Annotated in this window: 11 protein-coding genes and 1 pseudogene; 5 read left to right on the plus strand and 7 right to left on the minus strand. The window is 61.5% G+C overall.

From position 1 onward, the window contains the following. Nucleotides 1-36: 36 nt before the first annotated feature. Together ABEH27_RS08690 and ABEH27_RS08695 are read right to left on the minus strand one after the other, a co-directional pair. Complete coding sequence (locus tag ABEH27_RS08690; protein WP_346613173.1) at nucleotides 37-858, minus strand: aldo/keto reductase; 822 nt, start codon at nucleotides 856-858, stop codon at nucleotides 37-39. Beyond that, nucleotides 846-1,751 (minus strand): LysR family transcriptional regulator, encoded by a 906-nt coding sequence (locus ABEH27_RS08695; RefSeq protein ID WP_346613174.1) that lies wholly within the window; start codon nucleotides 1,749-1,751, stop codon nucleotides 846-848. Before ABEH27_RS08695 ends, ABEH27_RS08690 begins: the two co-directional genes overlap by 13 nt. Before the next feature lie 138 nt (nucleotides 1,752-1,889). On the opposite strand from ABEH27_RS08695, the gene ABEH27_RS08700 reads away from it, so the two are divergent. From ABEH27_RS08700 to ABEH27_RS08710, 3 genes are all read left to right on the plus strand, one after another. Beyond that, on the plus strand, nucleotides 1,890-2,588 hold the full coding sequence (locus ABEH27_RS08700; RefSeq protein ID WP_346613175.1) for a CoA transferase subunit A: 699 nt from the start codon (nucleotides 1,890-1,892) through the stop codon (nucleotides 2,586-2,588). Nucleotides 2,589-2,623: 35 nt separating this feature from the next. Continuing rightward, nucleotides 2,624-3,280 carry a CoA transferase subunit B gene (locus tag ABEH27_RS08705; RefSeq protein ID WP_346613176.1) on the plus strand — a complete coding sequence of 219 codons (657 nt, stop codon included), beginning with the start codon at nucleotides 2,624-2,626 and terminating at the stop codon, nucleotides 3,278-3,280. Nucleotides 3,281-3,386: 106 nt separating this feature from the next. Further along, nucleotides 3,387-4,805, plus strand: a complete 1,419-nt coding sequence (locus ABEH27_RS08710; protein ID WP_346613177.1) for a TIGR00366 family protein — start codon at nucleotides 3,387-3,389, stop codon at nucleotides 4,803-4,805. A gap of 309 nt (nucleotides 4,806-5,114) precedes the next feature. Here ABEH27_RS08710 and ABEH27_RS08715 read toward each other — a convergent pair. Beyond that, nucleotides 5,115-5,225, minus strand: a pseudogene (locus tag ABEH27_RS08715) (dihydrodipicolinate synthase family protein); the annotation flags it as partial. A 231-nt stretch (nucleotides 5,226-5,456) separates the two neighbouring features. On the opposite strand from ABEH27_RS08715, the gene ABEH27_RS08720 reads away from it, so the two are divergent. Next, a complete protein-coding gene (locus ABEH27_RS08720) occupies nucleotides 5,457-7,028 on the plus strand; it encodes a TerC family protein (protein WP_346613178.1) in 1,572 nt (523 codons plus the stop codon). Here the strand turns inward: ABEH27_RS08720 and rarD are convergent. Beyond that, nucleotides 6,991-7,878, minus strand: coding sequence for an EamA family transporter RarD (rarD, locus tag ABEH27_RS08725; RefSeq protein ID WP_346613179.1), 888 nt, complete (start codon nucleotides 7,876-7,878; stop codon nucleotides 6,991-6,993). The two genes, ABEH27_RS08720 and rarD, sit on opposite strands and share 38 nt — an antisense overlap. A 32-nt stretch (nucleotides 7,879-7,910) precedes the next feature. Then, nucleotides 7,911-9,497 carry a cyclic diguanylate phosphodiesterase gene (locus ABEH27_RS08730; RefSeq protein WP_346613180.1) on the minus strand — a complete coding sequence of 529 codons (1,587 nt, stop codon included), beginning with the start codon at nucleotides 9,495-9,497 and terminating at the stop codon, nucleotides 7,911-7,913. Between the two features lie 301 nt (nucleotides 9,498-9,798). Here ABEH27_RS08730 and hppD point away from each other — a divergent pair, with 301 nt between their 5' ends. Continuing rightward, the gene (gene hppD / locus ABEH27_RS08735; RefSeq protein WP_346613181.1) at nucleotides 9,799-10,875 is read left to right on the plus strand and encodes a 4-hydroxyphenylpyruvate dioxygenase; all 1,077 of its coding nucleotides are present in this window, start codon (nucleotides 9,799-9,801) and stop codon (nucleotides 10,873-10,875) included. 16 nt (nucleotides 10,876-10,891) lie between these two features. On the opposite strand, the gene ABEH27_RS08740 is transcribed toward hppD, so the two are convergent. Further along, a complete protein-coding gene (locus ABEH27_RS08740; protein WP_346613182.1) occupies nucleotides 10,892-11,698 on the minus strand; it encodes a CSS-motif domain-containing protein in 807 nt (268 codons plus the stop codon). A gap of 124 nt (nucleotides 11,699-11,822) precedes the next feature. After that, nucleotides 11,823-12,515: a type 1 glutamine amidotransferase domain-containing protein gene (locus tag ABEH27_RS08745; protein WP_346613202.1), complete on the minus strand. Its 693-nt coding sequence runs from the start codon at nucleotides 12,513-12,515 to the stop codon at nucleotides 11,823-11,825. Nucleotides 12,516-12,725: the final 210 nt, after the last annotated feature.

Consider the following 12,725-nt stretch of genomic DNA (forward strand, 5'->3'; position numbering starts at 1 on the left):
GAGCGGGTTCACCCGCGAAGAGGTCTGCGGAATCTCTCAGACCATCGCCAGATGCTGCTTGCGCTTTGGCGCCGGAAACGCCCGATCGATCGCTCGCAGGTCCTCGCTGGTCAAGGTCAATGCCCCCGCCGCCGCATTCAACTGCACATGCTCAGGGGCCACGGCCTTGGGAATGGCGATCACCCCGTCATCGCGCGTGACCCAGGCCAGGCTCACCTGCGCCGGCGTTGCTCCATGCCGCTCGGCAATCTCGGCGATTACCGGGTGCTGCAACAGTTGCCCTGCCTGGGCCAACGGGCAGTAAGCCATGGTCGGCAAGCCGCGCTGCCGGCTCCACGGCAACAGGTCGAACTCGATCCCCCGTTGCGCCGGGTTGTACAGCACCTGGTTGGTGGCGCAATCCGGGTTGTGCAGTTCACGCAGGTCGTCGACATCGAAGTTGGAAACGCCCCAGCGGCGGATCTTGCCCTGCTCGCGCAAGCGCTCGAACGCTTCGACGGTTTCCTCCAGCGGGTACTGGCCACGCCAGTGCAGCAGGTACAGGTCGATGACGTCGGTGCCCAGGCGTTTCAGGCTGCGCTCACAGGCAGCCGGCACGCCGCGCTGGCTGGCGTTGTGCGGGTACACCTTGCTAACCAGAAATACCTGCTCGCGCCGCCCGGCGATGGCCTGGCCGACCACTGTTTCGGCGCCACCTTCGGCATACATCTCGGCGGTGTCGATCAAGCTCATGCCCAGGTCGATGCCCTGCTGCAGGGCGGCAACCTCGGCCGCCCTGCGGGCGGGGTCTTCGCCCATGTACCAGGTGCCCTGGCCAATGGCCGGTACCTCGTTACCTGCCAGTTTCACGTATCGCATGTCACCTCCGGAGTCTGAGTGGTGCAAAGCAGTACCTCAAGCAGCGCCTGGGCTGCCGTGGAGAGTTTATGGTCGCCCAGGGCGATCACGCCGATGCGCCGTTCGACCGCTGGCTCTACCAGCCTGAGGCAGCGCGCGCCAAGCTCTTGCATCTGGTTGATGCACAGCGCTGGCACCGCGCTGACCCCCAGGCCACTGGCGACCATGCGGCCGATGGTCGACAGCTGGTGGCTCTCGAACGCCACCGCCAGCTTGCCGTGCAGCGCCGCGACGTTCTGCTCCAGCAACAGGCGCACCGCCGAGGGGCGTTGCAGGGCGATGAAATCCTCGGCCAGCAATTGTGTCCAGCTGACTTCGGCCTGTAACGCGAGCGGCGAGTCGGCTGGCACCACGGCAACGAAGCGGTCCATGTACAGCGGGTGGAAGCGCAAACCGTCGGTGTTGTCCGGCTCGAAGCCAATGCCCAGTTCGACGCGGCGATGGCGCACCAGTTCCAGCACCTGTTCGTTGATCACGTCGTGCACCGTGACGTTGACCTTGGGGTAACGCTGGCGGAATACCTTGAGCGAATGGGGCAGCAGGTTGCCGGCAAAGGCCGGAATCGCCGCCACCGATACCCGCCCCAGTTGCAGGGTAAAGCGCTGGCGCAGCATTTCCTCGGTGTCATCCCAGTCGGCCAGCAGCCGCCGGGCCAGGGGCAGCAGCACTTCGCCCTCGGCCGTCAGGCTGACGCTGCGGGTGGTGCGGGTGAGCAGGGCGCCGCCCAGGTTGTCCTCCAGCGCCTTGATGGTCAGGCTCAGGGCCGGCTGGGACACATGCAGGTGTTCACCGGCCTGGGCAAAACTCTGGTACTTGGCCACGGCGACAAAGGCGCGCAGTTGCTTGACGTTCATGGCGGGCTCACGGTTGTTTTGAAAAAGTTATCAATCAATGATGAAAACAAAATTAACAAATCAGTCGCCAGCGGTGAAGATGGTTGCACACGCTCACCGACAGCCTCGTCGGTCAACAACTACAAAAGGCGGATCAGCATGGCCGGACTGGACAAGCGCGTAGCAACCTATGAACAGGCCCTCGAAGGCCTGACCGACAACATGACAGTACTGGCCGGCGGCTTTGGCCTGTGCGGCATTCCGGAAAACCTCATCGCCGAAATCAAGCGCCGCGGCGTCAAGGGCCTGACCGTTGTCTCCAACAACTGCGGCGTCGACGGCTTCGGCCTGGGCGTGCTGCTGGAAGACCGGCAGATCCGCAAGATGATCGCCTCCTACGTGGGCGAGAACGCCGAATTCGAACGCCAGCTGCTCAGCGGCGAACTCGACGTGGAACTGACCCCGCAGGGCACCCTCGCCGAAAAAATGCGCGCCGGCGGCGCCGGCATCCCGGCCTTCTATACCGCCACCGGCTACGGCACCCCGGTCGCAGAGGGCAAGGAAGTGCGCGAGTTCAAGGGCCGCAAGTACATCCTCGAAGAAGCCATCACCGGCGACTTCGCCATCGTCAAGGGCTGGAAGGCTGACCACTACGGCAACGTCGTGTACCGCAATACGGCGCAAAACTTCAACCCGCTGGCCGCCACCGCCGGCAAGATCACCGTGGTCGAAGTGGAAGAGATCGTCGAGCCTGGCGTGCTGCTGCCCAGCGAAATCCACACCCCGGGCATCTTCGTCGACCGAGTGATTGTCGGCACGTTCGAAAAGCGCATCGAAAAGCGCACCGTCAAGGCCTGAGCGCCGCCCTTCAGAACAACAAAGAGATCCTGACCATGGCATTGACCCGCGAACAGATGGCGCAACGCGTCGCCCGTGAACTGAAGGACGGCTTCTACGTCAACCTCGGCATTGGTATCCCGACCCTGGTGGCCAACTATGTACCGGCCGACATGGACGTCATGCTGCAGTCGGAAAACGGCCTGCTCGGCATGGGCGAGTTCCCCACCGAAAGCACCCTCGACCCCGACATGATCAACGCCGGCAAGCAGACCGTCACCGCCCGCCGCGGTGCTTCGATCTTCGATTCGGCCCAGTCTTTTGCCATGATCCGTGGCGGCCACGTCGACCTTACCGTGCTCGGTGCTTTCGAGGTGGACGTGGAGGGCAACATCGCCTCGTGGATGATCCCTGGCAAGCTGGTGAAGGGCATGGGCGGCGCCATGGACCTGGTGGCCGGTGCCGAGAACATCATCGTCACCATGACCCACGCCTCCAAGGACGGCGAGTCCAAGCTGCTGCCGCGTTGCAGCCTGCCGCTGACCGGCGCCGGGTGCATTCGCAAGGTGCTGACCGACCTGGCCTACCTGGAGATCGAAGACGGCGCCTTTATCCTGCGCGAAACCGCGCCGGGGGTGAGCATTGAAGAGATCATCGCGAAAACCGCCGGTAAGCTGATCGTGCCGGATGATGTGAAGGAAATGACCTTCTAAACCCTCACACCGTCCCCCCCTGCAGGAGCGGCCCGGCAAGGCTGCTCCTGCAGGGTTTTTGCGTTTTTGCAGATCAATCCGATAAAACCAATAAAAGGAAGTCACCGTGGCCGCTGATATCCAAGACAGCCGCTCCGCCCGTTTTGCCCTGCGCTGTTCCAACTGGGCCGAGCGCTGGTTCCCCGACTCCTGGGTGTTTGCCGCCCTGGCCGTCATGCTGGTCAGCCTCGGCGCCCTGGCCATGGGGGCCAAACCCACCGACACTGCCAAGGCTTTTGGCGATGGTTTCTGGAGCCTGATCCCGTTCACCATGCAAATGGCCTTCGTGGTCATCGGCGGCTATGTAGTGGCCAGCTCGCCACCTGCCGCCCGGCTGATCGACCGCCTGGCGCAGGTGCCGAAAAATGGCCGCTCAGCGGTGTGCTGGGTAGCGCTGATCTCGATGCTGGCATCGCTGCTCAACTGGGGCCTGTCGCTGGTGTTCGGTGGCTTGCTGGTGCGTGCGCTGGCGCGTCGCAGCGACCTCAAGATGGACTACCGCGCCGCCGGCGCTGCCGCCTACCTGGGCCTGGGCGCGGTGTGGGCGCTGGGGCTGTCGTCCTCGGCGGCGCAGTTGCAGGCCAACCCTGCCAGCCTGCCGCCGTCGATCCTGTCGATCACCGGGGTGATCCCGTTCACCGAAACCATCTTCCTCTGGCAGTCCGGGGTCCTGTTGGCGGCGCTGGTGATCGTTTCGCTGGTGATCGCGTACGCCACCGCACCCGGCCCCAACAGCGCGCGCAGCGCCGAAGACTGCGGCGTCGACCCCAGCTTCACTGCACCGCCGGCGCCCCAGCGCACGCGCCCGGGCGAATGGCTGGAATACAGCCCGATCCTGATCCTGCTGATGGTGGCCCTGGCCGGCGGCTGGCTGTACCAGGAGTTCGCCACCAAACCGGCCATTACCGCGATCTCCGGGCTGAACACCTACAACCTGCTGTTCATCATGCTCGGTGCCTTGCTGCACTGGCGCCCGCGCAGCTTCCTCGACGCCGTGGCGCGTGCGGTGCCGACCACCACCGGTGTGCTGATCCAGTTCCCGTTGTACGGCTCGATTGCCGCCATCCTCACCCAGGTCAAAGGTATCGACGAACAGACGCTGGCCCATCACATCTCGCTGTTCTTCACCCAGATCGCCACTCACGACACCTATGCGTTGCTGATGGGCGTGTACTCGGCAGTGTTGGGCTTCTTCATCCCCTCGGGCGGTGGCAAGTGGATCATCGAAGCACCGTACGTGATGCTGGTGGCCAACGACCTGCAATATCACCTGGGCTGGGCGGTGCAGATCTACAACGCCGCCGAAGCGTTGCCCAACCTGATCAACCCGTTCTACATGCTGCCGTTGCTCGGTGTGCTGGGGCTCAAGGCGCGGGACCTGATCGGTTTCTCGTTTGTCCAGCTGCTGGTGCATGTGCCACTGGTACTGGTGCTGTTGTGGGCGTTGGGCACGACATTGCAATACGTGCCGCCGGTGATGCCTTGAATTGACGGGTTGCTGCAGACAGAAGGGCGGCTGAACGCTGCCCCTCTCTACGTCTTGGTGTTGAACCGACGCGCTTCTCATACGAGATTCGTTGCCATGTGAATGCCGCTCATAGGCAGCCATGGATTTTCATCAAACGTACAAGGAGTAAGGCAGCGATGTTCGCGCCCATCAACCGTTCCACCATCCTGACCCTGAGCCTGTGTGCCAGCTTGTTCAGCTCGGTCGAAGCACATGCAGAAGAGGGGGTGCTCGAACTTGGCTCCACCGAAATCCTTGCCCAAGGCCTGGGCAGCACGACCGAAAACCCAGTGCCAAGGGGTTGCAACCGTTGTAGAACGGCACCTGGCCTTCGCCAAGCAGTTGCAGCTTGTGCATGCGCTGGATATCGCCAGTGCTCTCCTTGACCATGGTGACGTTGGCGCGCACACCGTATTGATGAACCTGGCGTCGTCCACACCTGCAATCCGATTGCTCCTACAGGTTTTGTAATAGTTATGCGCTATCAGAAAAATCTGCTGTTCTAGTAGGATCATTTTCCCAATTTTCTATCAAGGTCCCTATGAGCGCCTTCGCGGAGCCCCCCAGTTTCTGGCTTTCACGGCCATCCTCCCTGCGTCCTCGTGACGCCGTCCCCGAGAGTACCCGCTAATGGAATGGCTAGCTGACCCCACGGCCTGGCTAGGCCTGTTGACGCTTATCGTCCTCGAGCTGGTGCTGGGTATCGACAACCTGGTGTTCATCGCCATTCTGGCCGACAAGCTGCCGCCGCATCAGCGTGACCGCGCGCGGGTCATCGGCTTGAGCCTGGCACTGATCATGCGGTTGGGCCTGCTGGCCAGCATCTCGTGGATGGTCACCCTGACCGCGCCGCTGATCGATGTGTTTGGCAAGAGCTTCTCGGGCCGTGACCTGATCATGCTGTTCGGTGGTGTGTTCCTGCTGTTCAAGGCCACCATGGAGCTGCACGAACGTCTCGAAGGCCATGTCACGCAAGCCAGTGGTACGCTGCGCCATGCCGCCTTCTGGCCGATCGTGGCGCAGATCGTCGTGCTTGACGCGGTGTTCTCGCTGGATGCGGTAATTACCGCCGTGGGCATGGTCGAAGAGTTGTCGATCATGATGATCGCGGTGGTCTTCTCGATCGGCATCATGATTGTCGCCAGCAAGCCGCTGACCCGCTTCGTCAACGCCCACCCGACGGTGATCATGCTGTGTCTGGGCTTCCTGATGATGATTGGTTTCAGCCTGACTGCCGAAGGCCTGGGCTTCCATATCCCCAAAGGTTACCTGTACGCGGCCATCGGCTTCTCGATCCTTATCGAGCTGTTCAACCAGCTGGCCCGTGCCCGCCGCAAGCGTAGCCTGCAGCAGCACCGGCCCTTGCGTGAGCGCACCGCGCATGCCGTGCTGCGCCTGTTGGGCGGGCGCAGGGTGGAGGCGGACGAAGTGGGTGAAGAGATCGCCGACCTGGTCGAGGGCGGTGAAGAGCACGTGCTGTTCGACCGCCGCGAGCGGGTGATGATCAGTGGTGTGCTCAACCTGGCCGAGCGGCCGATCCGCACGGTGATGACTGCCCGCGCCGAGGTTGATGTCCTCGACCTGGCGCAGCCTGCAGCTGCCATTACCGAGGCCTTGGCCCACTCGCCTTACTCGCGCCTGCCGCTGATTCGCGAGGGGCGTATCGATGAGCCGCTGGGCTTCGTGCACAAGAAGGAGCTGCTCAAGGAGTTTTTGTCAGGCAATCAGCCAGACCTTGAGCGCATGGCCCGGGCACCGTTGAACCTGCTGGAAAGCTTCAGCATCCTCAATGCATTGGAGCAGATGCGCAGCCAGTCGACGCACATCGCCTTCGTGGTCAACGAATTCGGTGACTTCACCGGCCTGCTGACCATGACCGACATCCTCGAATCGATCGCGGGTGAGCTGCCGGATGCCAGTGAGGTGGAAGGCCCCGGCATCGTCGAGGAGGCCGACGGCTTTGTCGTCAGCGGTGCATTGAACCTCAGCCAGGTGCAGGCGCGGACCGGTTTCAGCGCCCGCGCCACCGAGGATTACCAGACCCTCGCGGGCTTGGTAATGAGCCTTCTGGACCGCCTGCCGGTGGTCGGCGACCACCTGGCCTGGAACGGCTGGAGCATGACCGTGGTGGCGGTGGAGGAGCGGCGGGTGCGCCAGGTGCGCCTCAAACCGAACGCCGACGCTGGCGCATCAAATGCTTGAAGCCCTCTAGCACCAGCACCAGGACTGCGGCCCAGATCGGCAGGTAAGTCAGCCACTGATCCGGGCCGATGCTCTCGCCCAGCAGCAGCGCCACGCCCACCAGCAGCACCGGCTCGACGTAGCTGAGCAGGCCGAACAGGCTGAACGGCAACAGGCGGCTGGCCAGCACGTAGGCGATCAGGGCCGATGCACTGATCGCCCCTAGCAGCGGGATCAGGCCGTACAGGCCTGGGTGGCTCAGCAAGTCTGCTGTCGACAGCGGCCCCTGGATCACGAAGTACAACGCCCAGGGCAGCAACAGGCACATGTCGCACCACAGGCCACCCAAGTGGTCGGTGCGGCAGCGCCGACGCAGAACGAAGTAGATCGGGTAACCGATCATCACCAGCATGGTCTCCCAGGCAAAACTGCCGTTTTGGTACAGCTCGTGGCCAACCCCCAGCGCCGCGCAGCCCACCGCTACTTTTTGCAGGCGTGACAGGCGCTCGCCATAGACCAGCCGGCCGGTCAGTACCATCGCCAGCGGCAGCAGAAAGTAGCCCATCGACACCTCCAGGCTGCGCCCATGCAGCGGGGCCCAAAGAAATAGCCACAGCTGCACACCCATCAACCACGAGGTGCCGACCATGCCCAGCAACAATACGGGCGTCCGGCGCACGCGTGCGAGCAGGTCGCCGACCCGCGCCCAGTCTTTGCTCACCAGCATGAACAGCGTCAGGCAAGGCAGGGTCAACAATGTGCGCCAGCCGAAGATTTCTTCGCCATCGAGCGGTGCGAGCAGGGAGGTATAGAAGTACATCACGGCGAACAGGCAGGATGCCGTGACCGAACAGAGAATGCCTTTTGACACGAATGCCTCGAATAGGGGGGTAAGCGGCTGGATCAGCCGCGCATGATCTCAGGGGGCGCGTCCTGCGGCAACCGCGCAACGCCTGGACGGGTGGCCAATGCCTGGAGAAACTCGGCCGCCGGCATTGGGCGGGCGAACAGATAGCCTTGCTGGTAGTCCACATCGTGCCTGGCAAGGTAATCCCGCTGGGTTTCGGTTTCCACGCCTTCGGCAACGATGCCCAGGCCCAGCTTGCCGGACAGTTCGATGACGCTGTCGAGGATGTGTTGCGACAGCGCGTCACTGCCGATCATCGCTACGAAGCTCTGGTCGATCTTCAAGTAATCGACTTTGAACTGACGCAGGTAATTGAGGCTGGACTGGCCCGTGCCGAAGTCGTCCAGGGCAATCATCACGCCCATTTCATGCAGCTTCTGGAACAGCTCCAGGGTGGCGGGGGTCGCTTCGATCAGCTTGCGTTCGGTCAGCTCCAGGGTAAGTCGCACCCGGCCGGGCGGGAAGTGCTGAAGGAAGGTCTGGCAATCGTTGATGAGCGCCAGGTCGCGGCAATGGTCGGCGGTGATGTTGACGCCGATATGGAAGCCGTCCTCCAGTAACGCCGCATAAGGCGCCAGGCTTTGTGCCGTATGCAACATCAGTGCGCGGGTCATCTCGACGATCTGGCCACTGTGCTCGGCGTAGGGGATGAACAGGTCGGGGCGTACCAGGCCCTCATGCGGGTGGTTCCAGCGCATCAGCACTTCGGCACCGGCCCAGCGGTAATCGCTCTTGCGCACCACGGGCTGGAAATAGGGCAGGAACTCGTCGGCCTCCAAGGCGCGGCGCAATTCGGCGCGCGGGGAGTTGGCGCGGCGGATTTGCCAGCGGCACACCACGCCGGCCACCACCCCGAGCAACAGCAGCAGGCTAAGCAGGGCCGGGTAGTGGCTGCGCAGCAGTTCGCCGGGCTTGGCAGCGGTAAAACCGCCGTGCACGCTGAACGGATAGCGGGTCGAACCCAGGGTAACGTCGGCGACAGGGTAAGCCGGTGGCTGGCCGTGATGTACAACCCCGTCACTGCCCATCCAGGCATTGCCAACGCGCAATTGCAGGTCTTCATCGGGGGCGATCAACCGAAGTGCGGTTACCAGGTGGTCGCCATCGGCGGTGCTGATGGCACCGCGGTCGCCACTGCTGGTACGGTAAACCAGCAGCGCGTGGCCAGGTGTGACCGAGTTGCCGTCCATCAGCCACAGCGTGCCATCGGTGTAGTCGCTGGCGTCAACCGGTTCATCGAAGTCACCGAACAATGAGGTGCAATACAGGGTGTCGTGCTGGAACAGGTTGGTCGAGCGCACGAATGCATTGCGCGTGACCTCGCCACGCAAGGCCAGCTGGGCCTCCTCGCACGGCCTGCCGGCCAATGGCAGCAGGGCCTGGGCAGCCTGGGCGAGGTTGTCGAGGATGCGCTCCACCTGCTCCACCACCTGGCGTGTGGTGGCCTGGCTGCTGGCGCGCAGTTCGCGCTCGATTTGCCAGTTCATCACCACCAGGCCGAACACCAGCGGCACTACGCCAATGGCCCAGGGGAGGAGGGCGCGCCAACTCCAGCGGGCGGAACGTTTAACCGAGAGGGGCATGCTGGCCTGATCTTCATGTAGGAGAATGTGCAGAGGATAGCCGCTTGTCGGAGCCCGTGGCCAAGTAATACGCGACAAAGGAATTTACGCACTGTAGAATCCGTTTACGATTAAAACAATAAGGTCCTTCGTTGTCGAAGGGTCAACTCGACCGAGAATGGGTCCATATGACAGACAATGGGTTCAAGCTGATCATGGGTGGGTTCCTCGCCCGCAGTGTGCGTGGTATTCCGTGCGCCCCGCCTTTTGTGTTCAACATCCTGAGCATTCAATAATTTTCGCTGCAGATGAGGACACGAACATGGCTGATATCTTTGAAAACCCTATGGGCCTGATGGGCTTCGAATTCATCGAACTGGCTTCGCCGACGCCAGGCGTACTGGAGCCGGTCTTCCAGATTCTCGGTTTCACCAAGGTGGCCACCCACCGTTCCAAGGATGTGCACCTGTATCGACAAGGTGGCATCAACCTGATCCTCAACAACGAACCCAAAAGCATCGCTTCCTACTTCGCCGCCGAGCATGGCCCGTCGGTGTGTGGCATGGCGTTCCGCGTGCGCAATGCCCATGAAGCCTATGCCCGCGCCCTGGAACTGGGTGCCCAGCCGGTCGAAATCGAAACAGGCCCGATGGAGTTGCGCCTGCCAGCGATCAAGGGTATCGGTGGTGCGCCGTTGTACCTGATCGACCGTTTCGAAGAAGGCAGCTCGATCTACGACATCGATTTCAATTTCATCGAAGGCGTCGATCGCAACCCGGTGGGCGCAGGCCTGAAGATCATCGACCACCTGACGCACAACGTTTATCGCGGGCGTATGGCGTATTGGGCCGGCTTCTACGAGAAGCTGTTCAACTTCCGCGAGATTCGCTACTTCGACATCAAGGGCGAGTACACCGGGCTGACCTCCAAGGCCATGACCGCACCGGACGGCATGATCCGCATTCCGCTCAACGAGGAGTCGTCCAAAGGGGCGGGGCAGATCGAAGAGTTCCTGATGCAGTTCAACGGCGAGGGCATTCAGCACGTAGCCTTCCTTACCGACGACCTGCTCAAGACCTGGGATGCGCTCAAAGGCTACGGCATGCGCTTCATGACCGCGCCGCCGCAAACCTATTACGAAATGCTCGAAGAGCGCCTGCCGGGCCATGGCGAGCCCGTCGACCAGCTCCAGGCGCGTGGCATTCTGCTCGACGGCGCTTCCGAGCAGGGCGACAAGCGTCTGCTGCTGCAGATCTTCTCGGAAACCCTGCTCGGGCCGGTGTTCTTCGAGTTCATCCAGCGCAAAGGTGACGACGGCTTTGGTGAAGGCAACTTCAAGGCCCTGTTCGAGTCAATCGAGCGCGACCAGGTACGCCGCGGTGTGCTTAACGAAGAATGACTGACGCGTACCGCCGTCACGCATTGTCGGCGGCGGTACGAACACGGCTTCTGCGCTGTCTGAATACACCCCAATAGAAGATCGAGCCGGTGATGATGCCGACCAGCGCAAGTGAAGGAAGCACCTGCGTAAACGCTTGGCGCCGCTCGTTGGCGGCATAACCTTCGGGGTAGCCGACTTTCACGGTGTAGCCAAACTTCGTCGAATGCTCCGTAGTGAAGAACTCGGATTGAGAGGGGCGTACAGCGTCGCGGCTGTCACCATCCGCCCAGATATACGTATCCCCGAATTCCAGCAGCAGTACCACGCCCGTTTGAAATGCACGCAGTTCGTTACGTAGTTCTGTGCCATGGGTTGATGCGATCACGCTAAAATTACCTTCACGCAGTTGATACGCGACACGTACTGCGTTGGGTGTGGCGGATGAATCGATGATCAGTTTTACCGGTGATTCCAGGGCGGCATAAAGCTGGTCGTTTTCGTGGGGCGGTACCAGCGTGTCGCAATAGGTCCGGCCATCGGCAACCAACGCCAACGCACGCAGATACTGAACGTCCTGTATCTGCTTGAGCAGGTACTCCTTCGCTGTCTCGCAAGGGCTGCCGGCATAAGGCATTGCGGCGGTCGCCGCTTCATGTAATCGGTTTATGGACAAGTCAACTGAGTAAATGGCTTCCTTGGCCGAGACACGCGCGGTTTCCCTGAGTTTGCTGTCCTGGTGGTAGTGCATCACCATCAGGCCTGAAGCGATGGGTATGGAACTGATCGCCAACGTCATCACCAGATCCATCATCCCGCGTCCAATAACCTTGAATTTTGACATAGGCCTGCAGTCCTCCTGATTCAAGTTGCCCGAGCTGGACAGTTGAAACAGAGCCTATGGATTCAGGGATGCCCTTACTGTAAGCCGTAGCCGCGTTTGCCTGACGATTTACGCAGTCGGCGTGTCAGACCGATAACTGTTCGAGCGCCTCGACAACTTTTTCGGCCAGCAACGGCGTCGACGCCGGGTTCTGCCCTGTCAGCACGCGGTTGTCGGAAATCACGAAAGGTTTCCAGGGCTCATCATGCTTGCTGTAAATGCCACCTCGCGCACCCAGTTCGGTTTCAGTCAGGAATGGCACTACACTTTCAAGCTCCGCGAGTTTCTCTTCAGTATTCGAAAAACCTGTGACCTGGCGATCCTTGAGCAATAACCTGTTATCGCTGAGCTTGATGTTGAGCAGGCCGACCACCCCATGGCACACGGCGGCGATAACACCGTTTTTTTCGTAGATCTTGCGTGCCAACTCTTGCAGCGGCTGGTTATCAGGGAAGTCCCACATGACCCCATGGCCACCCGTGTAATAAATGGCACAGTATTCGTCGGCCTTGACCTGGCCGGGGCTCAACGAAGTGCCCAGCCGGTTCATGAATGATTTGTCGTCGTAATAGTGCCAATCCAGTTCTGGCGCCATCTGCAGGCTATGCGGATCAATTGGCACGTAACCCCCACCTGGGCTGACATAGTCCACGGTATAGCCGGCTTTTTGTACGGTATCGACAAAATGCACCGCCTCGCCCAGCCATAGGCCCGTGGCTCGGTTCAGGCTCGGGTACTTGGCGGTATTGGTCAGCAGAACCAGTATCTTCTTGCTCATCACTACACTCCTGTCTGTAGTCGAACGGGGAAGTCAGTCCATGGAGCAGGGAAACCTGAACAGCATAGCTGCCGCTCAGGGACATGCACTTGGTTGATGGCGCTGTGCTACCGTTGTTGGGCTGCCATCCTCTACTGTCCTTCAGCGTGCGGCTGCATTAGCGAAGGTGTCACACGGCCGCTATTGCGGCAGCGAACCCGGCAGCAGATG

The sequence above is a fragment of the Pseudomonas sp. P39-UII1 genome, assembly GCF_039672635.1.
Classification (GTDB): Bacteria; Pseudomonadota; Gammaproteobacteria; order Pseudomonadales; family Pseudomonadaceae; genus Aquipseudomonas.

Bases quoted from the DNA above. Each gene is read 5' to 3' on its own strand.
- ABEH27_RS08690 (WP_346613173.1), bottom strand. From the start codon at position 858: ATGCGATACGTGAAACTGGCAGGTAACGAGGTACCGGCCATTGGCCAG.
- ABEH27_RS08695 (WP_346613174.1), bottom strand. From the start codon at position 1,751: ATGAACGTCAAGCAACTGCGCGCCTTTGTCGCCGTGGCCAAGTACCAG.
- ABEH27_RS08700 (WP_346613175.1), top strand. From the start codon at position 1,890: ATGGCCGGACTGGACAAGCGCGTAGCAACCTATGAACAGGCCCTCGAA.
- ABEH27_RS08705 (WP_346613176.1), top strand. From the start codon at position 2,624: ATGGCATTGACCCGCGAACAGATGGCGCAACGCGTCGCCCGTGAACTG.
- ABEH27_RS08720 (WP_346613178.1), top strand. From the start codon at position 5,457: ATGGAATGGCTAGCTGACCCCACGGCCTGGCTAGGCCTGTTGACGCTT.
- ABEH27_RS08730 (WP_346613180.1), bottom strand. From the start codon at position 9,497: ATGCCCCTCTCGGTTAAACGTTCCGCCCGCTGGAGTTGGCGCGCCCTC.
- hppD (WP_346613181.1), top strand. From the start codon at position 9,799: ATGGCTGATATCTTTGAAAACCCTATGGGCCTGATGGGCTTCGAATTC.
- ABEH27_RS08740 (WP_346613182.1), bottom strand. From the start codon at position 11,698: ATGTCAAAATTCAAGGTTATTGGACGCGGGATGATGGATCTGGTGATG.
- ABEH27_RS08745 (WP_346613202.1), bottom strand. From the start codon at position 12,515: ATGAGCAAGAAGATACTGGTTCTGCTGACCAATACCGCCAAGTACCCG.